The 26937-nt window shown below is 67.8% G+C and carries 24 protein-coding genes and 2 pseudogenes; 12 read left to right on the forward strand and 14 right to left on the reverse strand.

The annotated features are described in order from the left end of the window. Positions 1 to 21 precede the first annotated feature (21 nt). Positions 22 to 477, forward strand: a complete 456-nt coding sequence (locus ACIA75_RS26210) for a MarR family transcriptional regulator (RefSeq protein ID WP_397108452.1) — start codon at positions 22 to 24, stop codon at positions 475 to 477. A gap of 268 nt (positions 478 to 745) precedes the next feature. Here ACIA75_RS26210 and ACIA75_RS26215 read toward each other — a convergent pair whose 3' ends face one another. The 6 genes from ACIA75_RS26215 to ACIA75_RS26240 all read right to left on the reverse strand — a co-directional run bounded on the left by ACIA75_RS26215 (position 746) and on the right by ACIA75_RS26240 (position 7044). Next, positions 746 to 1822 carry a YeiH family protein gene (locus tag ACIA75_RS26215; RefSeq protein ID WP_397108454.1) on the reverse strand — a complete coding sequence of 359 codons (1077 nt, stop codon included), beginning with the start codon at positions 1820 to 1822 and terminating at the stop codon, positions 746 to 748. A 167-nt stretch (positions 1823 to 1989) separates the two neighbouring features. Then, positions 1990 to 2583 carry an RBBP9/YdeN family alpha/beta hydrolase gene (locus ACIA75_RS26220; protein ID WP_397108456.1) on the reverse strand — a complete coding sequence of 198 codons (594 nt, stop codon included), beginning with the start codon at positions 2581 to 2583 and terminating at the stop codon, positions 1990 to 1992. A gap of 22 nt (positions 2584 to 2605) precedes the next feature. Continuing rightward, positions 2606 to 3943 carry an MFS transporter gene (locus tag ACIA75_RS26225; protein ID WP_397108457.1) on the reverse strand — a complete coding sequence of 446 codons (1338 nt, stop codon included), beginning with the start codon at positions 3941 to 3943 and terminating at the stop codon, positions 2606 to 2608. A gap of 132 nt (positions 3944 to 4075) precedes the next feature. After that, positions 4076 to 5128: a 3-keto-5-aminohexanoate cleavage protein gene (locus tag ACIA75_RS26230; RefSeq protein ID WP_397108459.1), complete on the reverse strand. Its 1053-nt coding sequence runs from the start codon at positions 5126 to 5128 to the stop codon at positions 4076 to 4078. Positions 5129 to 5171: 43 nt separating this feature from the next. After that, complete coding sequence (locus ACIA75_RS26235; protein WP_397108461.1) at positions 5172 to 6041, reverse strand: TauD/TfdA dioxygenase family protein; 870 nt, start codon at positions 6039 to 6041, stop codon at positions 5172 to 5174. Positions 6042 to 6069: 28 nt separating this feature from the next. After that, positions 6070 to 7044 carry a quinone oxidoreductase family protein gene (locus ACIA75_RS26240; RefSeq protein WP_397108463.1) on the reverse strand — a complete coding sequence of 325 codons (975 nt, stop codon included), beginning with the start codon at positions 7042 to 7044 and terminating at the stop codon, positions 6070 to 6072. A 272-nt stretch (positions 7045 to 7316) separates the two neighbouring features. On the opposite strand from ACIA75_RS26240, the gene ACIA75_RS26245 reads away from it, so the two are divergent. After that, a complete protein-coding gene (locus ACIA75_RS26245) occupies positions 7317 to 8381 on the forward strand; it encodes an AraC family transcriptional regulator (protein ID WP_397108465.1) in 1065 nt (354 codons plus the stop codon). 20 nt (positions 8382 to 8401) lie between these two features. On the opposite strand, the gene ACIA75_RS26250 is transcribed toward ACIA75_RS26245, so the two are convergent. The 6 genes and pseudogenes from ACIA75_RS26250 to ACIA75_RS26275 all read right to left on the reverse strand — a co-directional run bounded on the left by ACIA75_RS26250 (position 8402) and on the right by ACIA75_RS26275 (position 12239). After that, positions 8402 to 8617, reverse strand: coding sequence for a hypothetical protein (locus ACIA75_RS26250; protein WP_397108467.1), 216 nt, complete (start codon positions 8615 to 8617; stop codon positions 8402 to 8404). Continuing rightward, complete coding sequence (locus tag ACIA75_RS26255; RefSeq protein WP_397108469.1) at positions 8614 to 9012, reverse strand: acyl-CoA dehydrogenase family protein; 399 nt, start codon at positions 9010 to 9012, stop codon at positions 8614 to 8616. Before ACIA75_RS26255 ends, ACIA75_RS26250 begins: the two co-directional genes overlap by 4 nt. An 8-nt stretch (positions 9013 to 9020) precedes the next feature. After that, a complete protein-coding gene (locus ACIA75_RS26260) occupies positions 9021 to 9347 on the reverse strand; it encodes an enoyl-CoA hydratase/isomerase family protein (protein WP_397108471.1) in 327 nt (108 codons plus the stop codon). After that, positions 9344 to 10093: pseudogene (locus ACIA75_RS26265) on the reverse strand (LLM class flavin-dependent oxidoreductase). The gene ACIA75_RS26260 and the pseudogene ACIA75_RS26265 overlap by 4 nt, the downstream one beginning before the upstream one ends. Next, complete coding sequence (locus ACIA75_RS26270; RefSeq protein WP_397108473.1) at positions 10090 to 11124, reverse strand: phosphotransferase family protein; 1035 nt, start codon at positions 11122 to 11124, stop codon at positions 10090 to 10092. Before ACIA75_RS26270 ends, ACIA75_RS26265 begins: the two are co-directional and overlap by 4 nt. Next, a complete protein-coding gene (locus tag ACIA75_RS26275; protein ID WP_397108475.1) occupies positions 11124 to 12239 on the reverse strand; it encodes a hypothetical protein in 1116 nt (371 codons plus the stop codon). Before ACIA75_RS26275 ends, ACIA75_RS26270 begins: the two co-directional genes overlap by 1 nt. A 125-nt stretch (positions 12240 to 12364) precedes the next feature. Here ACIA75_RS26275 and ACIA75_RS26280 point away from each other — a divergent pair, with 125 nt between their 5' ends. From ACIA75_RS26280 to ACIA75_RS26290, 3 genes are read left to right on the forward strand one after another with little or no spacing between them, the layout of a single operon-like run. After that, positions 12365 to 12973 carry a TetR/AcrR family transcriptional regulator gene (locus ACIA75_RS26280; RefSeq protein WP_397108477.1) on the forward strand — a complete coding sequence of 203 codons (609 nt, stop codon included), beginning with the start codon at positions 12365 to 12367 and terminating at the stop codon, positions 12971 to 12973. Beyond that, positions 12970 to 14520 carry an LVIVD repeat-containing protein gene (locus ACIA75_RS26285; RefSeq protein ID WP_397108479.1) on the forward strand — a complete coding sequence of 517 codons (1551 nt, stop codon included), beginning with the start codon at positions 12970 to 12972 and terminating at the stop codon, positions 14518 to 14520. The genes ACIA75_RS26280 and ACIA75_RS26285 overlap by 4 nt, the downstream gene beginning before the upstream one ends. Beyond that, positions 14517 to 15164, forward strand: a complete 648-nt coding sequence (locus ACIA75_RS26290) for a DUF305 domain-containing protein (RefSeq protein WP_397108481.1) — start codon at positions 14517 to 14519, stop codon at positions 15162 to 15164. Before ACIA75_RS26285 ends, ACIA75_RS26290 begins: the two co-directional genes overlap by 4 nt. 69 nt (positions 15165 to 15233) lie before the next feature. Here ACIA75_RS26290 and ACIA75_RS26295 read toward each other — a convergent pair whose 3' ends face one another. Then, positions 15234 to 16490 carry a helix-turn-helix domain-containing protein gene (locus ACIA75_RS26295; RefSeq protein ID WP_397108483.1) on the reverse strand — a complete coding sequence of 419 codons (1257 nt, stop codon included), beginning with the start codon at positions 16488 to 16490 and terminating at the stop codon, positions 15234 to 15236. A gap of 146 nt (positions 16491 to 16636) precedes the next feature. On the opposite strand from ACIA75_RS26295, the gene ACIA75_RS26300 reads away from it, so the two are divergent. The 5 genes and pseudogenes from ACIA75_RS26300 (at position 16637) to ACIA75_RS26320 (ending at position 23191) form a co-directional block, all read left to right on the forward strand. After that, positions 16637 to 17650, forward strand: a complete 1014-nt coding sequence (locus ACIA75_RS26300; protein WP_397108485.1) for a hypothetical protein — start codon at positions 16637 to 16639, stop codon at positions 17648 to 17650. A gap of 22 nt (positions 17651 to 17672) precedes the next feature. Beyond that, entirely contained in the window at positions 17673 to 20057 is a 2385-nt protein-coding gene (locus ACIA75_RS26305; protein ID WP_397108487.1) for a beta-glucosidase, read from the forward strand. 306 nt (positions 20058 to 20363) lie between these two features. Further along, a pseudogene (locus ACIA75_RS26310) lies at positions 20364 to 20722 on the forward strand (thiamine pyrophosphate-dependent enzyme); the annotation flags it as partial. Positions 20723 to 20998: 276 nt separating this feature from the next. Further along, on the forward strand, positions 20999 to 22279 hold the full coding sequence (locus ACIA75_RS26315; RefSeq protein WP_397108489.1) for a cytochrome P450: 1281 nt from the start codon (positions 20999 to 21001) through the stop codon (positions 22277 to 22279). Between the two features lie 204 nt (positions 22280 to 22483). After that, on the forward strand, positions 22484 to 23191 hold the full coding sequence (locus ACIA75_RS26320) for an exonuclease domain-containing protein (protein WP_397108491.1): 708 nt from the start codon (positions 22484 to 22486) through the stop codon (positions 23189 to 23191). Between the two features lie 334 nt (positions 23192 to 23525). Here ACIA75_RS26320 and ACIA75_RS26325 read toward each other — a convergent pair whose 3' ends face one another. Then, positions 23526 to 25703 (reverse strand): malate synthase G, encoded by a 2178-nt coding sequence (locus ACIA75_RS26325; protein ID WP_397108493.1) that lies wholly within the window; start codon positions 25701 to 25703, stop codon positions 23526 to 23528. A gap of 439 nt (positions 25704 to 26142) precedes the next feature. Here ACIA75_RS26325 and ACIA75_RS26330 point away from each other — a divergent pair, with 439 nt between their 5' ends. Further along, positions 26143 to 26298, forward strand: coding sequence for a hypothetical protein (locus ACIA75_RS26330; RefSeq protein ID WP_397108495.1), 156 nt, complete (start codon positions 26143 to 26145; stop codon positions 26296 to 26298). Positions 26299 to 26364: 66 nt separating this feature from the next. Next, a complete protein-coding gene (locus ACIA75_RS26335; RefSeq protein ID WP_397108496.1) occupies positions 26365 to 26913 on the forward strand; it encodes an HNH endonuclease in 549 nt (182 codons plus the stop codon). Positions 26914 to 26937 lie beyond the last annotated feature (24 nt).

Below are 26937 nucleotides of genomic sequence, written 5' to 3' on the forward strand. Positions count from 1 at the left end.
GCTGGTGATAGATTAGCAGCCGTGGACCGGCAACGATTGCACCGCCTGGGGCGACGATTGGTCGAGCTTTCGCGGCAGGTGCAGCTCGAACCAGGAGACGTGCGGCCGAGCCCCGCAGAGGGATTGATCATTACTGACGTGATGTTCCACTCGAACAGCACGGTCGGCGATGTTGTTGCCCGCACCGGTTATGCACAGAGCTATGTGTCCAAATGCGTCGCGAGCCTGGTCGAGCGGGGTCTGCTCGTGACAAGTACCGATGAATCGGACCGCAGGCGTACGGTCATCGGCCCATCCCCGATGTTGCAGAGCGCCACTCCGCGCCGCATGCCTTCCTTGGCCGGCATTCTCGCCGACGATCTGGGCAGTGACGAAGCGGCACGTCGGACACTGATGCTCCTGGACGATCTTTTCGACGCACTTCTGGACCGGACGCCAGGCGAGAGTTCGACCGACGCGGGTAGCGGCGCCTCGTGAACGTCAGCCCCGTCACCCGCCGAACGGGCCGAACCACAGCGCGCACATCGACTCGGCGCCGACCGAGTCGCTGAGCTGATCACCGGCTGTCGGGCGGGAGCAACCGCCTACGATCCGCGGGAAACGACGCAAAGGTACTGGCGCGGATCAAGGTCGGCCGTTGGCCGCGGAGGTGCTCGACCGGCACTGCGGGCGGGCACCATATCGGGTGGCATCGGACGATGACCGGTCGGATCAGAGGAATCCTGATCCGTCGGCAGGCGCGGACTCAGGTGGTCGCGATCAACGCGCCGGCCAGGGCTAGCAGGGTCACCCACAGGGTTGATCCGGTGGCCAGCAGGATCGGGCGAGCGCCGATCCGGGCCAGCGTCCGCAGCCGTACCCCGGTGCCGAGGGCGAACATGGCTGCGGTGAGCAGGATGGTCTGTATCTCGCGCGCCGCGTCCAGGACGGCGGCGGGGATCACGCCGGTCGACCTGATCGCCGCGCAGGCAAGGAAGGCCAGCACGAACATCGGCACCAGCGGCGGTGAGTGCTCCTCGGCGCGGGAAGCGTCCGTCTGCCCGCGCCGGATGTGCCAGCTGATCGCCGCCAGAACCGGTGCCAGCAGGACGACCCTGGCGAGTTTGACGACCACCGCGATCGTGAGCGCGGTGCCGCCGAGTGCCCCGCCCACGGCTACCACCTGGGCAACCTCATGGACCGCGGCGCCCGCCCACACCCCGCTGGTCGCCGCGTCCAGCCCCAGCGCGTGCGCCGCGGGCGGGATGATCGCGATCAGCAGCGTTCCGAACACCACCACCAGTGCGATCGAGGTCAGGACTTCTTCTTCGTCAGCGTCGACGACGCCGTCCGCCGCGGCGACCGCGGCCGCGCCACAGATCGAGAACCCGCAGGCGATCAGCAGTCGCTGGGTCCACCCGATGCCGAGCATCCGGCCCAGCATCATGGTGCCGACGATTCCCGCGACGACCACGACGAGCACGGCGAGCAGGGTCGCGGGGCCGAGTCCGAGGATGTCGGTGAAGGTCACCTGAACACCCAGCAGGGCGACGCCGACCCGGAGCAGCCGCTTGGCGCAGAACTGTAGTCCGGGCCGGATGCGTTGTGGGATATCAACGACATTCGCGGCGATCGCGCCGACCAGGATCGCCGCCAGCAGTGGGCTGATGGTGGCGAACTGCCGGGTGAGCAGCACGATGGCGGCGACGACCAGGGCGGCGAGCAACAGGCCTGGCATGTACTCGCTCGCCCATCGTCGCGCGCGGTACACGCGCGATGGATGCACCGGTTCCACCGGCGCGAGCGATTCGCTCGCCAGGTCGGAGGCAGGAGGCTGGGGCATGATCGGTGTGCTCCGCGCTTTCGGAATCGGGTAACCGCGGCGACAGCGGCTGGTGGTGGTGGTGACGGTCGGGGTGACACACGTATGCCTGTGCCCTCGGTGGAGAAGTACTTAATCGCGGAGAACAACATGATCGGTCCACCTGCCAGCAGCAGGCCTGCCAGCGCTCATCGCAGTACCTCCGCCTCGGCCGCGGTCGAGGCGATCAGCTCGTTCAGCAACTTCTGGCCACGCGGCCAGTCGCCGTAGCCGGACGCCGGATTGAGATGGCCGACGTCGCCGAGGTCCACCAGACGACTGCCCCATGCCTCGGCCATGCCGGTCACCCGCCGAAATGCCGCGAGCGGGTCGGTGGTAGATGCGGCGAGGACGCTGGGGAACGGCAGCCGTCCCCGGGGAATCGGGGTCCACCCGCCCGCCCCCAGGTCGTCGGAGGTCGGATACCCGCTCGGCAGCGGCGTTTCCAGGTCGGCAGGGGTGGCCAGCAGCGCACCCCGAACCGGTCGCCGGTTGCGCTGCGCCCAGTGCACGGTGATCATGACGCCCGCGCTGTGCGCGACCAGCACCACCGGGCCGTCGATCTCGGCGACAACGTCGTCGAGTGCGGCGATGCGCGCGGCAAGGCCGAGTTTGTCGTGCTCGAGTGGCGGGACGGTGCGCACCTTGTCCAAGCGTTCGGCGAGCAGCGTCTGCCAGTGGCCGGGGACGTGGTCGCGCAGTCCCGGCACGATCACGATGGTGGGGTCAGCGGTGTCTTGCATGGCGGGCGATGTTCCTTTCGATTCAGTGGCCGGGCGCGGGCTCGACCGCGGAGAGTTTGCGCAGCCCGGCGGGGTAGAGACGTTTGCCGAGCAGCAGTGCCACGATCGCGAGCAGGTAGGCCAGCGGGGTGAGCCGCAGCGCCGCGGACAGTCCGAGGTGATCGGCGAGCACACCGACGACGAACGGACCGAGCGCGAGCCCGAGCAGGCTGTTGACCAGCGTCAAGGTGCCGAACGCGGAGGCCCGCACCGAGGGATGAGTCAGGTTGGCGACCATGGCTGCGGCGGGGCCGGACGACCCGCCCGAGAAGAAGGCACCGATACCGATCAGCAGCAACTGCGCGGCGCCGGCGGCGAGGCTGAATCCGATGCCGAGGCACACCAGCGAGATCGCGCAGAACACGATCGCCGCGGACCATTTCCGGGACATGCCGACCCGGCTGACCCGGTCGGTGATCATGCCGCAGCACACCATCCCCGAACCGACGAGCAGGACGAACACCGAGGCGACGGTGCCCGCCCGGTCCGGCGCCAGCTCGTAATTGCGGTTGAAGAAGCTCGGCATCCACGACAACAGCACCGCGGCCGTGAAGATCTGGAAGCCGCTGCCGACGTAGGCGCACACCACCGAGGGGTTGGTGAACAGCGTCGACACCGGCGCGCGGAACCCTCCGCCGGGCGGCACGGCGCCTGCGTGCTGATCGGCCGCGTTCCTGGCGAGTTTCACTTCGCTCACGAAGACACTGAACAGTGCGGCCAACAGCAGGCCGAACATCGCCATGACCGCGAACGACCAGCGCCACCCGAACTGGACGGCGAGAACCCCGCCCAGGCCGACACCGAGGACGGATCCGAACGAACCGCCCGCCATGAACGCGCCGCTGAGCGCGGCGTGCCTCCGTGCGGCGAAGACGCTGAGCACCAGGGCGATCCCGACGCTGCCGTAGGCGGCCTCGCCGACGCCGACCAGGAATCGGGCGGCCAGCATCTGCTCGTAGTTCGCCGCCACCGCGCACAGCAGCGTCGCGGCGCTCCACAGCACCGCCATCAGCACGAGACTGCGTACCCGACCCCATCGGTCGGCCAGCACCGACAACGGCAGGGTGAGGATGCCGACCATCAGTGCCACCACGCTGGTGAGCGAGGCCAGTTTCGAATCGGACAGCGCCCATTCGCTTTTCAGAAAGGGATAGACCGCGCTCAGGACTTGCCTGGACATGTAGTCGGCCAGTAGCAGGCCGAAGGCCAGGGCGAAGACGACCCATGGGTAGCGTCGACGGAGTCGGGGATCTCGGTTCGCCTCGGCCGGGGCGGCGATGTTGTCGTCAGCCGCCCCGGCGACGGTAGTGTGCAACTTCATCGGTGCTCCTACGAACCCGGTGCGTCGAGACGGTGTGCGACGCACCGGAGCTGATAAGTGATGAGACAGCCGGCGCCTCGCCGCCGGCGTCTGGAGAGGGGACGACGGGGCGGGCGCGGACCCACCGGCGGGTCAGGCGTGCTGGGTGAATCCGACCTGGCCGGGCTTGCGGTTGGGGGCGTAGCCGAGCTCGGCGAGGGTCTCCTCGACGCTCGCGTACTGTTCACCGACCCGGTAGATGTCGCGCGCTTCCTTGCCGTCTGCGACCCCGCGGCCCAGCTCCTCGGCGATGCGCACCAGCTGGCGCACCTGATCCACCGACTTCATCTTCTCGCCCTTGCGACCCCACAGGGTGTCCTCGTTGCCGCAGCGCGGGTGCAGACCGAAAGCGATCGCCATCGCGTTGACCGGCAGCACGCTGCGCATCAGCGTCTCCAGGGTCAGGCACGCACCGTCGGGAACCCGCTGGATGAAGTTCATGATGTTGTAGGGATTGGGGCCGTCGAACCCGCCACCGATCCCGACCCAGGTGAGATTGAGCGGACCCATGTACTTACCGCGCCGGATCAGCCGTTCGACCGTCTCGAGCTGCGGAATACCGGACAGCTGGAAGTGCGGCTGGATGCCATTGGCGGTCAGCCGCCGCAGATGCTCCTCCACCCACGCCGGGCCCGCGGGCACGGTCATCTCACGGTAGGTCTCGTAGAGCTCCGGGCGCTGGATCGAGGTGCCGGCGATGTCGTCCTCGGTCATCAGCTCGACGATGTTCATCTGGCTGGTATTGATCGCGATGGTCACCTGGTCCGGCTTCGGGTCCAGCTCGGCGAGCATGTGCCGGGTGTCGTCGGAGAGCCACTTCGCATCGGCCCCGTCACCTTCCGGCGCGAACGAGATCGAACCGCCGACCTGGAGGATCATGTCCGGCACCGCTGCGCGCAACCCGGCGAGCAGCTCGTTGAACTTCGAGAGCCGCTTGGAACCCTTGCCGTCCAGCTCGCGGACGTGGATGTGCAGGACCGAGGCACCCGCCTCGTAACAGTCCACCGCCTGCTGCACATGCTGCTCCATGGTCAGCGGCAGGTCTTCGCGGAAGTCGTCGGGCTCCCATTCCGGGCCGTACGGCGCGCAGGTGATGACCAGCTTGTCCTGGTTTTCCGGGAACAGCGCATCGTCGTGGAAATGCATTATTTTCTCCGATCGGTATCGAACAGTCGTGGAAAAGGGAGTCTCAGATCGGCTTGTCGCCGGCGATGCCGGCGCGCTCCATCTTGCGGACCGCAGGCCAGTAGTCCTGCACGGCGTAATGCTGGGTGCACCGGTTGTCCCAGATCGCGAAGCTGTTCTCCGTCCAGCGCCAGCGCACCTGGAATTCCGGAACGGACGCCTGCCGGATCAGGTAGTGCAGCAATTCGGCGGCCCCCGGCGAGTAGTCCGCGCCGAAACGCACGTTCTCCGGCGTGTGGTAATTGACCAGATGGGTGGTGAAGGAATTGACGAACAGCACGCGCTCACCGGTTTCCGGATGCGTACGGACCACCGGGTGCTCGGCGTCGGGATAACGGCGGGCGAGCTCGTGGCGCTGCTGCTCCGGCATCACCGCGCCGAAACTCGCCTCGATGCTGTGGCGTGCCCGCAGACCCTCGATCCGGGCCTTCACCCGCTCGGGCAGCCGCCGGTAGGCCTCGGCCATGTTCACCCAGATGGTGTCACCGCCGACCGGTGGAGCCTGCACGCAGCGCAGGATCGAACCCATGGGCGGGTTCTCCCGCCAGGTAGCGTCACAGTGGAAGGAATTCTCGTAGTGCTCGGGCGGGCTGTCGAGATCCTTGTAGATCCGCACGAGCCCGGGGTGGTCCGGGTCGCTGCCGAGCACCGGGTGATCTTCCAGGGGACCGAATCGCTGCGCCAGCGCTACATGGTCGGCGCGGCTGATGTTCTGGTCGCGAACGAACAGCACCTTGTATTCGAGCAGCAGGGCACGCAATTCGGCGAAGAGGGAATCGTCGGCGGCGACCCGCGCGAGGTCCACATCCACCAGCTCTGCACCGATCGAACAGGTGAGCGGCGTCGCGGTGATGGATCGGGCAATGGTTGTCATCGGTTGTCCTCCTGTGGTGTCGCCGGGATCAGAGCGTGAAGACCGAGGAGCCGACGCTGCGGCCGGACTCGATGTCGCGGTGGGCCTGCGCCGCCTCGGAAAGCTGGTAGCGCTGGTTGATCTCGATCCGGATGCGACCGGCGGCGACATGCGAGAACAGCTCCCCGGCCAGCTCAGCGCGCTCGGCCGGATCGGCGATGTAATCGGCGAGCGCGGGGCGGGTGACGAACAGCGAGCCCTTGACCGCCAGCTGCATGGCGTTGATGGGCGGAGTCGGGCCCGAGGCGGTGCCGAAGCACACCAGCAGCCCGCGCCGGGCCAGCGAATCCAGCGACGTGTCGAACGTGGTCTTGCCGATGCTGTCGTAGACCACCGGCACGCCCGCTCCGCCGGTGATCTCACGCACCCGCGTGGCAACGTCTTCGCGGGTGTAGACGATGACGTGATCACACCCGGCGGCGCGGGCGATCTCGGCCTTCTCCTCGCTGGAAACCGTGCCGATCACGGTGAGCCCCAGCAACTTCGCCCACTGCACGAAGATCAGGCCGACGCCACCGGCCGCCGCGTGGAGCAGGACGGTATCCCCCGCGCGCAGCGGATGGATGCGACGCAACAGGTACGCGGTGGTCAGGCCACGCATCGTCATCGATGCGGCGGTGTCGAAGTCGATCCCGTCCGGCAGGGCGATCAGGTGCTCGGCGGGCATTACCCGTTCGGTGCTGTAGGCGCCGAGCGGGCTACCGGTGTAGGTGACCCGGTCCCCCACGGCGAAGCCGGTGACATCGGTGCCGGTCGCCTCGATCACGCCGGCCGCCTCGACACCCATACCCGCCGGCAGCGGGGCCGGGTAGAGACCGGTGCGGAAGTAGGTGTCGGCGAAGTTCATCCCGACGGCTTCGTGCCGGACCCGCACCTCGCCGGGACCGGGGGCGCCTACCTCGACGTCCTCCCAGCGAAGCACCTCGGGGCCACCGACTTCGTAGAAGCGAATTGCTTGTGCCACAACAGATCTCCTCATCGGTCGAGCGCACCTTCGGCGGGTGCGAGCGATATTCCTGCGCCGAGTCCGGGTCCGGGTGTGCCGTCGCACTCGCTGTGCCGAACCCATCGATCGCGTGCTGCCGGGAGGAGGTCACGCCGGGCGCGTTCACCACTCGCGATTTCCTCATTCCCCGATGTCCAGCACTGTGATGGGAACCACCCTATTTCGGATCACCGCGCCATGCTTATCCTGTGGGGACTATTTGTTGTTCATTCCGGGACATGGAGGATGCGGTGAAGCCACTCGCCCGCTACGCGGCGATTCACGGATATGTCGAGCTCGGCCGCTCCCTGGGGCTGGACCCGGTCGCCCTGATCCGCGCCGCCGGGCTCGACCCCGCCGGCCTCAGCGCACAGGACCGCTGGGTTCCCGCTGCCGCGGTCGCCGATCTGCTCGAACGCTCCGCCGCCGCATCAGGGCACGACGACATCGGCCTACGCCTGGCCGAACGGCGCCGCCTCGGCAATCTCGGCCCGCTCAGCATGGTCATCCGGGAGGAACCCGATGTGCGCAGCGCGCTGCGGATCATGACCCGCTACGAGCACATGTTCAACGAAGCACTGCACACCCGGCTCACCGAGCGCAACGACATCGCCACCATCCGCCTGAGTCTGGATCTCGGCGGACCCGGCGAAACCCGGCAGGCCATGGAACTGGCGGTCGGCGTACTCCACGGGTTGATGCGCGGATTCCTCGGACCCACCTGGCAACCGCTGGAAGTCCGCTTCACCCATCCCGCGCCGCCCGACCGCCGCAGCCACCACCGCATCCTCGGGCCGCAGGTCGGCTTCGATCAGGACTTCAACGGCATCATCGTCTACGCCACCGACCTCGACGCGCCCAACGCCATGGCCGACCCCCAGCTGCGCGCCTACGCGCAGCAAATCGTCAACGCGCCACGGGCCGCGCCGAACACGACGACCACCGAACGGGTCAGGGACCTGATCGAACTACTCTTGCCCACCGGACGATGCTCGGTCGACCAGATCGCCCGCAGTCTCGGCGTCGACCGGCGCACCATCCACCGCCGCCTCGCCACCGAAGACCAGACCTTCACGTCACTGGTCGATGCCACCCGAGTCGACCTCGCCGAGCATATGGTCGCCGGCCGCCGCCACACCCTCACCGAGATCGCCGACCTCCTCGCCTTCTCCTCGCCGGGCAACTTCTCCCGCTGGTTCCGCACCCGGTTCGGGCACAGTCCCAGTCAGTGGCGGGCCGCGCACGCGGCGGACCGATCTCGGGTCACCCCCGAGACGGGGCCATCCGGTGGACCGACCATCGACGAGCAGGACTAACCGGGGACGCCGCTACCCGCTCAGGCGCAACAAGGTGCCGGTGCCGCGGCGGTGACGAACAGCTCGGCGCCGGGGCCGAGGCAGACATCGTCGGCATCCAGGATCACGACACTGCCGCGGCTCATCGAGACCTGCGCGGGCTTGCCGTCCGGGAGCACGGCCGGGCCTTCGACGAAGCCGAGTCCCTCGGCCACAACCTTCACACGCAGCGGACCGGCACCGAAACGCTTTCTCATCGAGGCAGATTCAGGACGCGTTGGGCGATGATGTCGAGCTGGATCTCGATGGTGCCGCCACCGAACAGGATGGCGGGCAACCCGAGGAAATCGAAGGTGTAGGGCTGTTCGGGGTGGCCGACAGCGGAGCGGGGGCCGAGGATCGACACCAGCGCGCGGGAGGCGTCACGCTGGGCGATGGCGTGCCAGACCTTGCGAACGCTGTGACCGGAGGAGTTGGCATCGGTGGTGTCGTTCATGCTGGTCACGGCATGGCGCAGAGTCAGTGCGGCGACCGAGAGCTCGCGCGCGGCATTACGGCCGAGGACCCGCACCGCGTCGGGCACGATACCGAGTCGCACCTGGGGAATGGGGTAGTGGGCGTGCTCGGCGACCAGGCGGATGTCGGCCTGCATCGCCAGGGTCAGGCCGATGCCGATCGCGTCCCGTTCACCGCGGCGATCACCGGTTTCCGCAGCGCGAAGGCAGGCGGGTCGACCGGGGCGGCGGAGAACGTCGCGCTGCCGGGCTTGTCGAACGTCGTCACCCCCTCGCTGAGATCCGCTCCGGCGCAGAAGGCCGGGGCGGCACCGGTCAGCACGATGACCCGGATCTCGTCGTCGGCGTCCAGATCGCGATACGCCCGGCCGAGCGCGCGACCCATCGCCGCGGTGAAGGCATTGCGGCGCTCGGGTCGATCCAAGGTCACCACCGCGACACCGTCGGCGCGGTCGATCCGTACGCCGGTCATGCGTCCTGCAAGGCGGTGGTCAGGTCCCTGATGTGGGTGTCGGCGACGGTGTATCCCCGGGAAGTAGCAACACGTCCGGCCGGCGACGGCGCCGAAGCGGGCGACGATCTCGGCGGCGCACTCCTCGGGTGTGCCGTAGACGGCGAGGGTCCGCAACATCCCGTGATCGATCAACTCGGTCATGGCGCCGACCTCGCCCCGCTTGGACAGCGCGTCGAGCACGGGCTGGAGATCCACCCAACCCTCCACATCGAGGACGGGGCGGTACGACGGCGTCGATCCGTAGAAGGCAAGCAGACGCCGAACACCGACGGCGGCGGCCTCGAGCTCTCTCGGCGTCCGGCCCGTCGCGACGATCACCTGCGGATAGATCGCCAGGCCCGAAGCATCGCGGCCGGGGCGCGCGAGACCTTCCGCGATCGCGGGCATCGTGCGTTCGGCGAAATGCCGAGCGCTGTTGAACGGCATGACGAGCAGCCCGTCGGCCACCTCGGCGGCGGTTCGGGTCATGATCGGGCCGAGTGCGCCCAGGCAGAGTTCCGTATGCACCGGACTGCGCGGGAGCGCGATGGCGACATCGGTCATCAGGTCGACAGGTTCAGCGCCGGTCGCCGCCGGCGCCAGCGGGAGAAGACGTCGTGCTGCCCTTCGAACGAGAACAGTCCGTCGGCGGCGCACGCGATCAATTCCGCTGCCCGCGAGGCAGCTGCGCCGGGACGGCCGGCCAGCTGGAGATCGACCTTCATCGTTTCTCCTGGGCCAGTAGTTGTTCCACCCGCTGGGCGCAGAACGCGGTCACATCGACCTCCGGCGGCAGCTGTAGCCGGTGCGCCATCCGCAACAGCGGAATGCTGAGCAGCACGGCCGCAAGTACCTCGTTGTAGCGCAGGTTGCGCACCCTCATCCCGCTGCGCGCCTCGTAGCGCGCGATCGTCTCTTCCCGGGTGGGCGTTCCGGGAAGCCGTTCGACGCCCTGGAATTCCGAGCACGCCCAGTCCAGGAACAGCATCCAGGCGAGGTCCGCCTCGTGGTCGCCGAGGTAGGCAATCTCCCAGTCGAGCACGCCGGTGACCTGGAACTCGGTGTCGTAGAGGATGTTCGACATTCGCGCGTCGCCCCAGCACAGGGTGACATGCTCGGGTTCGTACAGGTTGGCGCGCAGCCAGTCCACGGCCCGGCGCAGAGCGGGGGGCTGGGTATCGGACGCCCAGGCGAGCGCGGCGTCGACGTAGCCGATCATCTGCTCGAGCGGAGCAGTTCCGAATTGCGGAAACGCCAGGAAGTCCAGCTTCAATGCGCGCCGATCGAGCTGATGGATTTCGGCGATGGTGTCGACGCACGCCCACCACATCGTCGCCCGGTCCGCGGGCTCGGCGTCGAAGTACAGCCCGGCCGAATGATATGACGGCACGTCACCGGGTGCACTGCCCTCGATCCGGTCCATCACGAAATACGGGCTGCCGAGGGCGTCGGTGCCGCGGTCGAGCCAGCGCACGGTGGGCACGGCCAGGCCGGTGCCCGCGAGCCTGCGCATGACCAGCACCTGCCGCAGCAGGTCGTAGTCGGGAAACAGTGCGACCTCGGGCGGGCGCCGCAGGACAAGCGGCAGCGGCTCGGCGCCGTCGCGTTCGAGGTCGAACAGGTAGGTCTCGGTCGCCATCCCCCGCGGGCTGGCCGACCAGTTCGCCACCCGCGCGGAATCCGCGTCGGGAATTCCGGCGCGCAGCACGGGGACGACGGCGGTGGGCAGATCTTCTGCCGCAGGTCGAGCAGTCATCAGTAGCCCTCGTATCCGTAGCGGGCGTTGCGGCCCATGAACACCATCTCCACCAGGCCGAATCCGACCTTGCCGTCGCTGCTCTCGATCTTGCAGAAGGTTTCGGTGAGCATGCTGACCTGACGCAGGTCGTCGGTGTCGCTCAGATCTACGGTGAACCCGTCGCTGTAGGACTCGCCTTTCCAGATACCCGAGGCGTAGCCGCGATACATGTCGTAGCCCGCCAGGCCGGGCCAGAAGTCGTGCAGCGCGGTGACCGAGAAGGTGCGGACGTCGCCATCGGCCGCGGTGGTGGTGAACGCGCCCTCGGTGACGATCCGGAAGTCGTCGCGGAACTTCAGGTCGTGGGTCACGCCGACGATCGGCACGGTCGGTGCCGCTGCCTCGATGGGTTGCTGAATGGAGCCCTCGAAGTGCCAGCGCTGCCCATCGGCGGTCTCGCGCTGAGCGAAATGCACCAGCTCGTCGTCGAACTGGAAGATACCCATGAAGTACAGGACGCCGTCGGGGATCTCCGCGGGCTGCAGGCCGCTGCCCTCGCCGAGGCTGCCTCCGCCGCCGCCGTGCCGGGTTCCCCACGAATGGTCGCGACCGAACCACCAGGTGTTCGGATCGATGTCGATACGTTCGCCGTCGACCTCGAGCCAGCCGGAGATCTCGCCGTTCTGGTAGTACCGTCGCGCGTCCTCCCGGACCCGGCCGCGGGTGCGGAAGAACGCGGGCTCCTGCTCGTAGGCGGGGAACCGACCGGAGAAGTTCAGTTCGAGGCGGACCCCGTGGTCGTTGTCGCCCAGGCCGACCCGAACCCCGCGCAGCGGCTCGGTGATCTCGTAGCGGTAGGGACCGACCTGCCAGGCGCCCAGCTCGTCGTACTTGCCGCCGATCTCGCGGGACAGGCGAGCCACGTGCGCCGTGCCGTCGATGGTGACCATGGCGTAGGCGTCCATGACATTGCGATTGGGGTAGCGGGCCATGCCGGTCATGACGCTGACCCGGCCGGTGGTGTCGAAGCCGTAGAGCACGACGCGCTCGGTCCAGCGCAGATCGCTCTGGACGACGTGGTCGAAGGTGGTCGGCAATTGGTGGCAGAGCAGTTCGTCCTGAGGAGTCAGCATGGGAGCTTCCTTCGAGAGTGGGAGTGGAACACGTTTCAAGGTAGCCAATTCGAATACACCATGACGCGTTTTTAAAAAGATCGGGATCTGGGCTACGCTCTGCCCACATCGAAGGAGGACGATCGGTGACCGAACAGAGCGAGGTCCGGCCGGGCCCCGGCCGCCCACGTGACCCACAACTGGACGCGCAGGTGCTGCACGCCACACAGGAACTGCTGGTGGAGCAGGGTTTTCAGGCCACCACGATTCAGGGCGTCGCGCGGCGGGCCGGTGTGGTCGCCACGTCGATCTACCGTCGGTGGCCGAACAAGATCCACCTCGTCGAAGACGCGATCTTCGCGCTCGACACCGGCGTCGTCCCGCAGCCCACCGGGGATATCGACGCGGATCTGCTCGCCTGGACGCGGCTGTTCTTCGCCGCCGCCACCCACCCCGCGGCCCGCTCCGGCATCCCCGGCCTGCTCTCGGCGTACCACGACGACGAGCAGAGCTACCGTCGGCTGCGCGAACGCGGCGAGGGTCTGGCGCGGGTCGCGCTGCGCGCCACGATCGACGCGGCGATCGAGTCCGGCCAGGTCTCGCCCGGCTGCGATCCCGACCTGCTCTTCGAATTCCTGCGCGGCGCGACACTGCTGCGCGCGCTCACCCGAGGCGACGAGGACGGCGACCAGTTCTGCCGTCAGACCGCCGCGGCCCTGGTCACTCTGGCCACTCACCACGAAAGTACGACATGAGAACCCGCTATTGCCATCTGCTCGTCGCCGCGGCGGCCGTGCTGCTGGTCCCCGCGGGCAGCGGCATCGCACAGCCCGGCTCCGCCGGGGTCGTCCTGGAGAACCGCGATATCGCCGATACTGCGGTCGCCCGCGCCACCTGCGCGGGCGACGCGCTCCCCGAATCCGGCCTGCAGGGCGACGTGCCCGCCGCCGACCGCGACAGCGGCCGCAGCACCCAGGGCTACCGGTGCAATATCAGCCGCATCGGCGGCTATGGGGGTCGTGGCGCCGGGATCACCTCCACACAGTTCGACCACTGCGTCTACCTGGGTAGCTTCTTCCCCGGCAACCTACTCGGCCCTGCGCAAGGTGTGCAGGTCATCGATGTGGCCGATCCGGCGAACCCGGTACTCACCACCACCCTCACCGAACCCGCCATGCTGGCCGGAACGTGGGAGAGCCTCAAGGTCAATGCCGAGCGAAAACTGCTGGTGGGCACCGGGGTTCCCGCGTTCACCGGCGCGGGCCTGATCTCGGTCTACGACATCTCCGACTGCGCGCACCCGCGTCTGCTCAACCCGGGACCCGGCACCGATCTGAGCCTGCCGGTGCGGATCACGGCACACGAAGGCGGGTTCTCCCCGGACGGCCGCACCTATTGGGCCTCGGGCGTCGTCCCCGGCATCGTCAGCGCCGTCGACCTGACCGATCCGGCCGATCCCCGCGTGATCTGGCAGGGCATGCCGGGCCGGTCCATGCACGGCATGGGCCTGCGCGCCGACGGCAACCGCCTGTACCTGGCCGACAACATGGGCGGGCTGACCATTCTGGACACCTCGGCGGTGCAGCGACGCGACCCCGACCCGCAGGTGCCGATCATCGCCCAGCTGACCTGGACCGACGGCTGGGCGACGCAGCAGAACGTGCCCGTCACCTACGACGGCGTGCCGTACCTGTTCAGCGCCGACGAGGCGGGGTCGGGCGGTGTCAAAGTCATCGATATCTCCGACGACACCCGTCCGCGCGTGGTGAACACGATCAAGCTGGAGATCAACCTGCCACAGCACCGCGACAGCGCGATGGCCTCCAGTATGGGCGGCTCGCTGTTCGCCTACGACGCCCACTACTGCTCGGCCGACCGCCCGGTGAATCCCACCGCGCTCGCGTGTGGCTGGATCTCCTCCGGCATCCGGGTCTTCGATGTACGCGACCCGCTCCGGGTCCGCGAGATCGCCTACTACAACCCGCCCGCGCGCACCGGCCAGAACAGCGAGCTGTGGAACTCCCCGCACGCACTGGCCTCGATCATCGGTATCCCGTTGCTCAGCGCGCCTTCGGTGATGCAGGCCGTGGAGTCCGGCGCGTTCGATGTCGAGGAGGCCACCGGCTCGCGCACCGGCGACGTGGCGTTCGGCGATCTCTCCACCGACTGGTGCTTCTCGGCTCCCGAGTGGCGCGGTAACCAGCTGTGGGCCGCCTGTGCCGACAACGGCCTGCTCACCCTGGAGTTGTCGCCCGAGGTGTACACCCCACCCGCCGACCAGCATTCGACCGTCGGCTCATGAGCAAGGGTGACACGCAGGCCGCCGCACCCGTGCCAGGGGTGCGCAGGCAAGTGCTGCTGGGCACCGCCGCGCTCGCACTCCTGCTGGTGCTCGGTGTCACGCTGCGACCGCTGCTGTCCGAGCGGGCTGCCCCCGCACCGATTCTGACGCCGGCAGAGATCGGCTTCGTGCAGGACATGGCCGGCCACCACCAGCAGGCACTGACGATGGTCGATCGCCTCGCGGCCGATATCGACCCCGCCGTGCGGCAAATAGCCGACCAGATCGCCGACGCCCAGCGCCTCGAGATCGGCATGATGCTCGGCTGGCTCCGGCTGGCCGGGACGACCCCGACCAACCCGCACCCGATGTCGTGGATGCCCGCCGGCCACGACCACGCCGGGTCGACGACCATGCCCGGTATGGCCACCCGGGCCGATCTCGATGCCCTCGGCCACGCACGCGGCGCCGACGCGGAAACGATGTTCTTGCGCTTGATGTATCGCCACCATCAGGGCGGTGTCGCCATGGCCCAGGCGTTCGACGAACTGTCCTCCGGCGGACCCGTCGAACAGGCGGCCCGCGACATGATCAGCACGCAGAGTCAGGAATCCGGGCTCATCGGCCTGCTGCTCACCCGGCGCGGCGCGACCGCGACGGGCTGACTCGCCACCGCACTCGCAGGCGCGTTGCTGTCTCCCCGGTTCCGTCGAATCGGTCCTGCCCCGAAAGGCTTACACCCACCCGCACGCCGGCGCCACCAGATCGTGGATCGCGTCCCGAACCTCGTCCACCGCCGGGATCGCTGCGAACTCGGCCGACTCATGCCAGAAGTCCGACAGCCGGGCGGCGGTCCGGCCGGTCGGGCGGTCATCCAGCGACAACGCGAGGCCGACGTGTTCGACCGCGAGTTCGGGCTCGCCGCGCATCAGCTGCAGGCGAGCCGACGAGATCGCGGCCATCGCCGGGGTCAGATACTCCGGAGGCAGCGGCGGGTAGGTCTCGCCGAAGGCGATTCGGGCGAGGTCGGGCCGGGTGGCGATGAGCTGCCGGTAGCTGCGGCCGAGTGGCCGCGACTGCTGTCCCGGCCCCGGCCAGTCGCGGCGCGGGCCGAGCAGCATGCCGATGGCGGCCGCCGTGAGACTGCGATCGGCGGGGCGATCATCGGTCGCGGTCTCGGCGGCTTCGCCACGGCATTCGGCGGCTACGACGATCGCGCGCTGGAACGCCGCCTGCTCACCGAGAATGCCGTGCGCGTAGGCCTGCAGCTCGGCCAGGGCGACGCGCAGCAGGGGCGTCGCCGTGCGGCGGGTCAGATACTGCGCGAGCTGGGCCACCTCCAGGCCCTCCGCGGGACTGCCGCTGTCGAGCAGCTGCCAGGTCGACTCGGTAAGGATCGCCGCGGTCAACACCGGTTCACCCGCGGCATGGGCCAGGCGCGCGGCGGCCACCGAATACCGGCGCGCGGCGACGATATCTTCCACGTCCCAGCTCATGGCGGCGGCGATATCAGCCAGCTCCGCGCCGACCCGCAGGGCTCGTCCGTGGCGGCGCGCACCCGAAAGCTGCTGCAACCTCGTAAGATTCGCGGACAGCCAGGCGGTCACCGCGCGGCGCGGTGCGCTGCCGTCGCCCCATTGCCTGCCCCGCGCCCACGTCACGAGCTGCTCGGCGGCCACCAACTCCGTCATGGCGAAGCCAGGATGCTTGCCGCGCAGGTGCGTCGCGGGCGGCAACAGCAACGACGACAGCTGAGCGGGCAGATCATCGAGCTCGTCGACCGCTTCGACGGCCAACCGGTCGCGCAGGTGATCCAGCGACGTGTGCAGCGCCGACTCGTAGGCGGCCACATGCTCTACCCGCACCGCGCGGGCACCGGTCTCGAGCTGGCCCAGGTAGGGCTTGGAGTAGTTCGTGCGCGCGGCCATACCCTGCAGGCTGATCCCCGCGGCCGTGCGCGCCACACGCAGCGCCGAACCGACCTCGCTCATGCGAAGCCCGGACGATGCGGCTCGACGTGGTTCATCTCCTCGAGAATACGTGGCCGGAATCCGCCGTGGCGGGGTGTCTGCAAACAGTCTGCAAGACAGCGCGGCGCGCCTTGTTCAACCGTTCGGACTCTCTATCGTCCGAGATCATGAGCAACAAAACTGTCCTGTCGGGTCGGCGACCGCGCATCGGCGCGCGGGTCGCGCTGACCTCAGCCGCACTGCTCGTCGCCACGGCGAGCGGGGTGTCACAGTCCGCGGCGGTGCCGGCCTATCACCCCGCCGCCCCGGTCGAAGCCACCTATTACGCACCGGGGCCATGGGCGGTGGCCGAGCGGACCGGTGTCGACTGCTGCACATCCACCGGCGACAGCTTCGATATCTGGTATCCGGCCGACCTCGGCGCCAACGGCGTCGTACACCCGGTCATCACGTGGGGCAACGGCACCATGGCCCACCCGCGCGAATATGAGTATCTGCTCTCGCACCTCGCGTCGTGGGGATTCGTGGTGATCGCTGCCGACCGCACCGACACCGGTACCGGCGTGCAGATGCTCGACGCGGTGCGGTACCTGACCGAGCAGAACAACGAGCCGGGCAGTGTCTTCCACGGCAGGCTCGATACCGCCGCGGTCGGCGCGACGGGGCACTCCCAGGGCGGTCTCGGCGCGATCAACGCGCTCGCGCGCGGCGGCGGCGCCGTCGACACCGCGGTGACCCTCGAGATGCCGCTGTCGGCGGTGTGCGCGTCGCTGCCGACCGTGGACGGCCACAGCGCCTGTATCGATCCGGCCGCGGTGACGTCGGGCTCGGTGTTTCTGGTCAACGGGTCGGCCGACGGTATCGCCCCCGCGACCCAGGCCCTTCCACCCGAGGTCATCGGTCTGCAGTCGATGCAGGGGTACTACGACGCGTTGCCCGCCGGGATCCCCAAGGCTCGTGCCGCCGTGGTGGGTGCCCAGCACAACGACATCCAGGGCCAACCGGATTGCACCAACTACAGCTGCACCGAGGGCGTTTACCGCTATCTCGGCTACCTGACCGCCTGGTTCATGGACCAGCTGCGCGGCGATGCCACCGCTCGCACCGCGTTCCTCACCAGAACCGGCGAGATCCTGCACAACCCGCACTGGTCCGATCAAGCCAGCACCATCACCCGCTGACCGAGGAAAGGCTGTCCCTTCCATGGAAGACCACATCGAGGAACTACTCGCCGAGCTGGATCTGGAGGGCAAGCTGCGACTGATATCCGGGGCGAGCCTGTTCCGGCTGGCCGGCGACCCCGCGCTCGGCCTCGCCGAGATGCCGATCTCCGACGGTCCCTCCGGCGTGCGCGGCGAGAACTGGGACGAGCGTGATCCGTCGGTGAGCCTGCCGTCGGGTACCGCGGTCGCCGCGACCTGGGATCCGGCACTACTCACCGAGATCGGCGCCCTCATCGCCGCCGAGGCCCGGCGCAAGGACGTCTACGCGGTACTCGGCCCGACGATGAACCTGCACCGCTCCCCGCTGGGCGGCAGGCATTTCGAATGTTTCTCCGAGGACCCGCTGCTCACCGCCGAGATGGCCGCCGCCTATGTGCGGGCGGTGCAGGCGCACGGCGTCAGCGCGTGCCCGAAACACTACGTCGCCAACGATTCCGAGACCGATCGCTTCACCGTCGACGTCCGCGTCGACGACCGGGCGTTGCGTGAGCTCTACCTGTACCCGTTCGAACGCACCGTCGAGGCGGGCGCGTGGATGATCATGGACGCCTACAACGCCGTCAACGGCGCCACCATGACCGAGAATTCGCTGCTCGACGAACCGCTCAAGGGAGCCTGGGGATTCGACGGCGTGGTGGTCTCGGACTGGACCGCCGTCCGCACCACCGGGAGCGCGGCCCACGGCACCGATCTGTGCATGCCCGGCCCGCCGTACCTGTGGGGTGAACCGCTGGCCGCCGCCGTGCGCGCGGGCGAGATCGCGGAATCGGCCATCGACGACAAAGTGCGCCGGATCCTGCGCCTCGCCGAGCGCGTCGGCGCCCTCAACGGCACCCCGCAGCCCGCGCCGGCTTTCAGCGACGAACAAGCCCAGGATCTGGTCCGTCGGGTCGCCGCCCAGGCGATGGTGCTGGTCCGCAACGATGATGTCTTGCCACTCACGCCGGAAAGCACGGTCGCCCTCGTCGGCCCGTCGGCGGGTCAGCCCCGCTTTCTCGGCGGTGGCAGCGCGACAGTGATCCCTGGCCACACCAGCACCCCGGTGGAGGGCCTGAGGGGACGCCTGCCGCTGACCCATGCGGCGGGGGTCCACCTGTCCGAGGATCTGATTCCTATCCCGCCGGAGATCATGACCGATCCCGGAACGGGCGAGCCCGGCGTGTCCGTTCGGTACGTGAAAGACGACACTGAGCTCGGCATCCAGCACCGCACCACCAGTCGTCTGGTGCTGCTCGGCGAACCGCTGGCCGCGCAGTCGAACCGGGTCGAAATGCGTACCCGGCTGCGGGCCGATATGGCCGGTGACTGGCAGATCGGATTCGGCGGCGCCGGCCACATCCGGCTCGACATCGACGGCGAGACCGTGCTGGACGAGAACGTGGCCCTCGATTCCGGCGATCCGGCGGCGGCTCTGCTCAACCCGCCGCAACGTCACGTGACTCGAACGCTCGCGGCCGGCGACGAGGTCGAGGTACGACTCGTGACGAGCATCGAGGACGCGGTGCCCGGCCTCGGCATCATTCTCGGTGCCACCCTCGGCATCCGGCGGCCCCAACGCGACGAGGACGCGGAATTCGCGGCCGCGGTGGAGCTGGCGCGCGCGGCGGAGGTGGCCGTGGTCGTGGTCGGTACCACCGAGCAGATCGAGAGCGAGGGCGTCGACCGCACCTCGCTGCGCCTGCCTGGCCGCCAGGACGACCTCGTCACCGCCGTCGCCGCGGTGAACCCGCGCACCGTCGTCGTGGTGAATTCCGGTGCGCCGGTGGAGATGCCGTGGCGCAACGACGTCGCGGCAGTGCTACTGGCCTGGTTTCCCGGTCAGGAGTTCGGCGCCGCGCTGGCCGACGTGCTCACCGGCGCCACCGAACCCGGCGGACGGCTGCCGACCACCTGGCCCAAGGCCATGGCCGACGTCCCCGTCCTGAACACCACACCCGTCGACGGTGTCCTCGACTACACCGAGGGCATCCACATCGGATACCGGGCATGGTTGCGGGCAGACACCGAACCGGCCTACCCCTTCGGCCACGGCCTCGGCTATACGACCTGGTCGACCGAGGATGTCACCGTCGACGAGCGCACTGTTTCGATCACGGTGACCAACACCGGTAATCGCGCCGGCAAACAGGTCCTGCAGGCCTATCTCTCGCGCCCGGACAGCGCCGTGGATCGACCGATCCGCTGGCTGGCGGGCTTCGCCGCCGTCACGCTGGCTCCCGGCGAATCCCGCACCGTGTCGATCCCCCTGCCCGACCGCGCCTTCCAGCACTGGGGTCCCGGCGGCTGGGAGACCGAACCGGGCGAATTCACCGTGCAGGTAGGCACTTCCGTCACCGATCTCCCCCACACCGCCCAACTCCACTGAACCATCCGCTGGACCATCTCGACCGAACAACGGAGCGAACCAGTGCCCGCACGCCCCGGCCTTGCACCACGAATCCCGACCACTGCCCAGCACGACAGAGCCGAAGGACGCGCCGCAGCCCACGGACCCGGTAGCCCTGACCGGTGCCCAGGCTGTCGTCCGCTCACTCGAGCAGCTGGAAGTCGTCATCGTATTCGGCATTCCGGGTGGCGCAATTCTTCCCGTGTACGACCCATTGCTCGAATCACGACAGATCCGCCAATCCTGGTGCGGCACGAACAAGGCGCCGGGGACGCCGCCATCTACACCTCCGGCGTCGGTCAACATCAAATGTGGCCCGCGCACTACATCCGCTACGAACGACCCCGATCCTGGCTCAACTCCGGCGGCCTGGGCACCATGGGCTACGCCGTCCCGGCCGCCGTCGGCGCCAAACTCGGCGCCCCGGAGCGCGAGGTGTGGGCCATCGGCGGTGACGGCTGCTTCCAGATGACCAACCAGGAACTCGCGACAGCCGCGATCGAAGGCATACCGATCAAAGTTGCGCTGATCAACAACGGCAACCTCGGCATGGTCCGCCAGCTCCAGGAAATCCACTACGCCGGCCGCTACTCCACGTCGACCTCTCCACCCACTCCCGCCGCATCCCCGACTTCGCCTCTTTGTGTTCCAACACTTCGAGAGATCATGAACGCGGTGGTCTCGGACCATATCTTCATGTATCTGAGACCACCCTAACGGGGCAGACCAGGTGAGCAGCCGAGTCACTTCTTCAGAATCTTCGGGTATCAGGCCGGTGCTCGTCGCCGACGACTCGATCGTCAGAAATTGCCGACCGCGGCCACGCAGCGCCGGCCCGGGTTCGGTTTCCAGGTCGATTCCGTGCCCCCGACGCGGAGAAGTGCCACCATGGAGAGAGCACACTCGATTCGGAGGCGGTCATGACACTGACAGGCAGCGCGGCGTCCGCGCGGCCCCATCATGAGGTCGATATCTCCAGTTACGAGTTCTGGGAAAAGGACTTCGACGGCCGGGAGGCTGCGTTCGCCCGGTTGCGCGCGGCCGAGGGCCTCACCTGGCATGCCCCGCCGGATTCCCTGATCTTCGCCGATCCCGATCCGGGTTTCTGGGCTGTCACCCGGTACCGGGATGTCGTGCAGGTCAGCCGGAACCCGGAGATCTTCTCCTCGGAAGACGGCACGACCCTGGGGTATATGCCGCCCGATGTCGAATACAGCACCAAATTCTTCATCGCCCTGGACGCGCCCCGGCACACCCGTTACCGGAAATTGATCAGCTCGGCGTTCACTCCGCGCCAGATCCAGCGTGTGGAAGAGCAGGTCCGCACCAATGCGACCCGGATCGTCGACGATTTCGTCGCCGATCTGCGGTCCGGCGAAACCCTCGATTTCGTCGACGCGGTATCCCGGAAACTGCCCATGCAAACGATATCGCAGATGATCGGTATCCCCGAGGCCGACCGCGAGGCGGTCGCGTTCGCCACCGAAGCCCTGTTCGGCACCACCGACCTCGAATACACCAGCCTCGAGGAGCGCGCCGAGTTCTTCTACAAGCAGATCGGGATCCTCCATTCCGCCGGCACCGACCTGGCCCGGCGGCGCCGTGCGGAACCGCACAACGACATCATGACCGCGATGATCGCCGCCGAAGTCGACGGGCATCACCTCAGCAATGAGGATATCGGCGCGTTCATGGTGCTGATCTCCGCCGCCGGCAACGACACCACCAAACAAACCACCTCCCATGCCTTCAAAGCGCTCGTGGAGCATCCGAGCCAAATGGACTGGCTGCGCGAAGATCTCGACGGGCGTATGAACACCGCGATCGAAGAATTCATCCGCTGGGGCAGCGTCGTGGTGCACTTCGCCCGCCGGGCGACCCGCGACACCGAGATCGCCGGAACCCCGATCGCGGCCGGTGAGAAGGTCGTGATGTTCTACAGTTCCGCCAACCGCGACGAGTCGGCGTTCGACAATCCGCACGCGTTCGACATCACCCGCGACCCGAATCACCACGCTGGATTCGGTGGCGGCGGCCCCCACCACTGCCTCGGCGCCTGGCTGGCCCGCATGGAATTGAAGCATCTGTTCCGGGAGCTGATCACCAAGGTTCCGCCGGTCGAACTCGGTGGACCTGAATACGGGCATAGCGCACTCATCCACGGCATCAAACGCATGCCGGTCCGCCTGGCCACCCCCTGACCCCGGGCAGGTCCAGACCTTCCGTGCAATGACGGCGTCAGGCCAGATGAAGCACCAGGGACCGCCTGTTCGCCTGGGGAACAGGACCCCCCTACCTATCTGATTCACGTTTCATCCTTCCGTCGGCCCATGGATCCGAAGCAGTGCCCGAAACCAGTCCCACCGATCCGCAACGTTCGGTGAATCACGGACGATTGAACTGGCATGCAACCAGATTCGGTAGTGTCCGCAACGTCATCGGGCGCCGGGCTCGGGCTCGGCTCGTTCACTGTCGTCGATGTCGAGACCTCGGGGCTCAGCCCCGCCGATCACCGGGTGTTGTCGGTCGCTGCGCTTGCCTTGGACAGTGACGGCGCCGTTGTCGAAGAGTTCCATACGCTTGTCGATCCAGGGTGTGATCCCGGCCCGTTCCACATCCACGGTCTGACGCGTGAACTCCTGAGTGGGGCCGCACAGTTTCGAGAAATCGAGGCCGAGCTGACTCAGTTGTTGGCGGGTCGGGTCATGGTCGCGCACAATGCAGGCTTCGACTATGGCTTCCTCGCGGGCGAGTTCGGCAGGATCGGCGCGAGTCTGCCTGTCGGTCACCGGTTGTGCACCTTGGCGCTCGCTCGTCGTGTTGCACCTCCGGTACCGGATTGTCGATTGGCCACGCTCGCGACCTACTACGGCATCCGGCAGCAGCGCGCGCATGACGCACACGTCACGCCAGCGGGTCCTCACCCGCACACTATGGTCTTTGCGCGCCGCCCCGCCAAGGCCCCAGAGTGCCCCGAAATCAGGCGGCACCCAACCCCCAAGGGTTGCCATAGATTAGCTACCACGAAAATTCGTCGGCGTATCGTCTCGACGACACGCCGGAAGAACATAATCACCGAGTCGCGCGGCCGTGCCGGTTGCGGAAGCGGTTGACGCTCGAACCTCATTCCGATGGACCGCTGACGCAGTGGCTGATCCACTGTTTCTGAGCGACGCACCATCAGCGGCCCACCAAATCCCACACTCTCGTTACGGCACGACCGTACTCATCAAGGATGGCGGCAGCCATCGGCGCTGGTAGGGCATCACTTTCTGACACCGACCGGCTGCCCCGCGTGTGACCGTTTTTGTGACCGTTTTGAGCGCGACAGGCCGGTATCGAAGCTGATCTCCAGTGATTACGGAGGCCCCTCACCTGGAGCATCAGGTGAGGGGCCTCGTCTCGAAAAGAGCTGTCAGAAGCTACTTTTCAATCACCGAACATCACTCACTTGCACATGGCCTTCGCCTCGCGGCGGCGCCGGTGCAGAATCGGCTCGGTGTAGCCGTTGGGCTGGGTGGTGCCTTCGAGGATCAGGTCCTTCGCGGCCTGGAAGGCGACGCTGCCCGCGAAATCGGGAGCCATCGGCCGGTATTCCGGATCGCCGGCGTTCTGCCGGTCCACCACCGGCGCCATCCGCTCGAGGCTGGCGAGCACCTGGTCGGCGGTCACGACGCCGTGCCGCAACCAGTTGGCCATCAGCTGGCTCGAGATCCGCAGGGTGGCGCGGTCCTCCATGAGCGCGATATCGGAGATATCGGGAACCTTCGAACAACCCACGCCCTGGTCGATCCAGCGGACCACATAGCCGAGGATCGATTGCGAATTGTTGTCCAGCTCCTGCTGCTTGTCCGCCTCGCTCCAGTTCGGATCGGCCGCCAGCGGGATCTGCAGGATATCGTCGACGCTCGCCCGCGCCCCGCCCTTGGCGATCTCGGCCTGCCGCTTGAACACATCCACCAGGTGGTAGTGGGTGGCGTGCAGGGTGGCGGCCGTCGGCGACGGCACCCAGGCGGTGGTGGCGCCCGCCTTCGGATGGCCGACCTTCTGTTCGAGCATCCCGGCCATCAGGTCCGGCATCGCCCACATACCCTTGCCGATCTGTGCCTTGCCGGGCAGGCCGGCGGCGAGGCCGGTATCGACGTTCCAGTCCTCGTAGGCCAGGATCCAGCGCTGGGTCTTCATCTCGGCCTTGCGGATCATCGGACCCGCCACCATCGAGGTGTGGATTTCGTCGCCGGTGCGGTCCAGGAAGCCGGTGTTGATGAACACCACCCGGTCGGCGGCCGCGTGGATACAGGCCTTCAGATTGACGGTGGTGCGGCGCTCTTCGTCCATGATGCCGACCTTGAGGGTGTTGCGCGGCAGCCCCAGCACGTCCTCCACGGCGGCGAACAGGTCGTTGGTGAACGCGACCTCGTCCGGGCCGTGCATCTTCGGCTTCACGATGTAGACCGAGCCCGTGCGGCTGTTCTTCAGCGCCACCTCGTCACGCAGCGAATGCGCGGCGACGAGCGAGGTGATGATCCCGTCCATGATGCCCTCGGGCACCTCGTTGCCGTCCGCGTCGAGGATGGCATCACTGGTCATCAGATGGCCGACATTGCGCACGAACAGCAGCGAGCGCCCGTGCAGGGCCAGCTCGGAGCCGTCGAGCGCGGTGTAGACGCGGTCGGGGTTCATGGTGCGGGTGAAGGTCTTGCCGCCCTTGGTGACCTCTTCGGCCAGATCGCCCTTCATCAGGCCCAGCCAGTTGCGGTAGCAGAGGGTTTTGTCCTCGGCGTCCACCGCGGCGACCGAGTCCTCGAAATCCATGATGGTGGTGACCGCGGATTCGATCACCACATCCTTCACACCGGCGGTATCGGTGCTGCCGATCGGCGATTCGGGATCGATCTGGATCTCGATGTGCAGGCCGTTGTGCTTCAGCAGGACCGCGCTCGGGGACGCCGGGTCGCCGAGGTAGCCGACGAGCTGGCCCGCGTCGGCCAGGCCGATGGAGGTGCCGTCCTCCAGGCCGACCTCGAGCTCACCGTCGACGATCGTGTACGAGGTGGAACCGATATGCGAGCCGGTGATCAGGGTGACCGCGTCGTCGAGGAAGTTGCGTGCCCATTCGATGACCTTGTCGCCGCGCACCCGGTTGTAGCCGGTGCCCTTCTCCGCGCCGCCGGTCTCCGGGATGGCGTCGGTGCCGTAGAGCGCGTCGTAGAGCGATCCCCAGCGCGCATTGGCGGCATTGATGGCGAAGCGGGCGTTGCTCACCGGCACGACCAGCTGCGGACCGGCGGTGCTGCTGATCTCGTCGTCGACCCCGGTGGTGCCGATGCCGAAATCGGCGGGCTCGGGCTGCAGGTAGCCGATCTCGGTGAGGAACTGCTTATAGGCGGACTTGTCGTAGTCCGCGCCCGGGTGCTCGCTGTGCCAGGCGTCGAGTTTGCCCTGGATTTCGTCGCGTTCGGCCAGCAGGGCGCGGTTGCGCGGAGCGAACTCGGTGATGATCCGCTCGGCCCCGGCCCAGAACGCGGCGGAATCGACGCCGGTGCCCGGGAGCGCTTCGTTCTCTACGAAGTCGTGGAGAACGGTGGCAACCTCGAGCCCGCCGACCTTTATCCGCTCTGTCATCTACGTGCCTCACTTCCGCGAATTACCGGGTGAAAAGTCGATATTTATGTTACCGACCGGTAGCGCGGCTCCGATCGCCGGGTGAGCTCGCCTGCGGGGTGCCGCTGTCCCGTCCCGGACTCTACCCCGGGCGGGGCGGCCACCTCACCGCCTGCAACAGCACCGATACGCCGTGGTCGGGGTAGGTACGCCGGCCCAGCCCCAGAGCGATCGGCCGCGGATCACCGCCGGGCGATCGGAAGCACATCCGGTCCCCCGGACCGTGCCGCACCGAGAACGATCCGGCCGGTTCCCGGACCGCCGCGACGGGATGCACGGGCGGCCCGGGGGTGGTTCGCCGGCAAAAATGAGCCGACAACCACAGGTGCGTTGTGCCACCATGTATTCCACCGGCACGCCACAGGGGCAGGCCGCTGATACTCAGAGGGGAGGAGTGGTCTTGTATCCAGTCGCACCGGCCGATATCACCCGGTCGAGCGCCGTATCCGAGCGGTGTGTCCGCGCGGCGGCCCGGCCGATGAACGCCGAACCGGCACAGCAGCCGAAACCCGCCGGCGATCTCGCGATCGACCTGCTCCTCCCGCAGCGGCGCTGACCGCCCTCGTTCACTCTCCCCTGTTGAAACCCGGGTAGTCCCGGCTGTCGAAACCTGGTGATTCCCATGTCGATACCCGCTGTCGCCGAACCGGCGACGCTCACTCCGGACAATTGGATACACAGCCGCGTCCTGGTGCTCAACGCCAGCTACGAGGCGCTGGACCAGGTCGCCGCGGACCGGGCCGTCGTCTTGGTGACCAGCGGTATCGCCGAATCGGTCGTGATTCGCCGGCCGCATTTCCCGATCCGCTCCCAGCACACCGAGATCATGCTGCCCGAAACGATCCGGTTGGTCCGCTACCGGTACCTGGCCCACATCACGGTGCGGTCACCGGGCAGCCGGGCAACGCACGCCGCCATCCTGCGGCGCGACGGGAACCGGTGCGGATACTGCGGCGGCTGGGCGCCCACCGTCGACCACATCCGCCCGCGCAGCCGGGGTGGCCCCAACACCTGGGAGAACCTCATCGCCTGCTGCGTGCCCTGCAATACCGCCAAGGCCGACCGCACCCCCGAAGAGGCGGGTATGCGGTTGCTCTGGGAACCCCGGGCTCCCGAACCGCTGGCCCGTGAACAGCGGCGGGTGTGGAAGCACCTGGCCGCGACACCCTGAGGCGATCCGCGAAAGGAGGGGATC

It is taken from the genome of Nocardia sp. NPDC051750 (assembly GCF_044453135.1).
In the GTDB taxonomy this organism is placed as follows: Bacteria; Actinomycetota; Actinomycetes; order Mycobacteriales; family Mycobacteriaceae; genus Nocardia.

Coding starts and splice junctions, on each gene's coding strand:
- ACIA75_RS26215 (WP_397108454.1), bottom strand. CDS start 1,822: ATGCCCCAGCCTCCTGCCTCCGACCTGGCGAGCGAATCGCTCGCGCCG.
- ACIA75_RS26325 (WP_397108493.1), bottom strand. CDS start 25,703: ATGACAGAGCGGATAAAGGTCGGCGGGCTCGAGGTTGCCACCGTTCTC.
- ACIA75_RS26260 (WP_397108471.1), bottom strand. CDS start 9,347: ATGACCGGCGTACGGATCGACCGCGCCGACGGTGTCGCGGTGGTGACC.
- ACIA75_RS26335 (WP_397108496.1), top strand. CDS start 26,365: ATGTCGATACCCGCTGTCGCCGAACCGGCGACGCTCACTCCGGACAAT.
- ACIA75_RS26315 (WP_397108489.1), top strand. CDS start 20,999: ATGACACTGACAGGCAGCGCGGCGTCCGCGCGGCCCCATCATGAGGTC.
- ACIA75_RS26295 (WP_397108483.1), bottom strand. CDS start 16,490: ATGAGCGAGGTCGGTTCGGCGCTGCGTGTGGCGCGCACGGCCGCGGGG.
- ACIA75_RS26250 (WP_397108467.1), bottom strand. CDS start 8,617: ATGAGAAAGCGTTTCGGTGCCGGTCCGCTGCGTGTGAAGGTTGTGGCC.
- ACIA75_RS26220 (WP_397108456.1), bottom strand. CDS start 2,583: ATGCAAGACACCGCTGACCCCACCATCGTGATCGTGCCGGGACTGCGC.
- ACIA75_RS26305 (WP_397108487.1), top strand. CDS start 17,673: ATGGAAGACCACATCGAGGAACTACTCGCCGAGCTGGATCTGGAGGGC.
- ACIA75_RS26235 (WP_397108461.1), bottom strand. CDS start 6,041: ATGACAACCATTGCCCGATCCATCACCGCGACGCCGCTCACCTGTTCG.
- ACIA75_RS26225 (WP_397108457.1), bottom strand. CDS start 3,943: ATGAAGTTGCACACTACCGTCGCCGGGGCGGCTGACGACAACATCGCC.
- ACIA75_RS26270 (WP_397108473.1), bottom strand. CDS start 11,124: ATGACTGCTCGACCTGCGGCAGAAGATCTGCCCACCGCCGTCGTCCCC.
- ACIA75_RS26300 (WP_397108485.1), top strand. CDS start 16,637: ATGAGCAACAAAACTGTCCTGTCGGGTCGGCGACCGCGCATCGGCGCG.
- ACIA75_RS26320 (WP_397108491.1), top strand. CDS start 22,484: ATGCAACCAGATTCGGTAGTGTCCGCAACGTCATCGGGCGCCGGGCTC.
- ACIA75_RS26285 (WP_397108479.1), top strand. CDS start 12,970: ATGAGAACCCGCTATTGCCATCTGCTCGTCGCCGCGGCGGCCGTGCTG.
- ACIA75_RS26275 (WP_397108475.1), bottom strand. CDS start 12,239: ATGCTGACTCCTCAGGACGAACTGCTCTGCCACCAATTGCCGACCACC.
- ACIA75_RS26230 (WP_397108459.1), bottom strand. CDS start 5,128: ATGCATTTCCACGACGATGCGCTGTTCCCGGAAAACCAGGACAAGCTG.
- ACIA75_RS26255 (WP_397108469.1), bottom strand. CDS start 9,012: ATGCAGGCCGACATCCGCCTGGTCGCCGAGCACGCCCACTACCCCATT.
- ACIA75_RS26290 (WP_397108481.1), top strand. CDS start 14,517: ATGAGCAAGGGTGACACGCAGGCCGCCGCACCCGTGCCAGGGGTGCGC.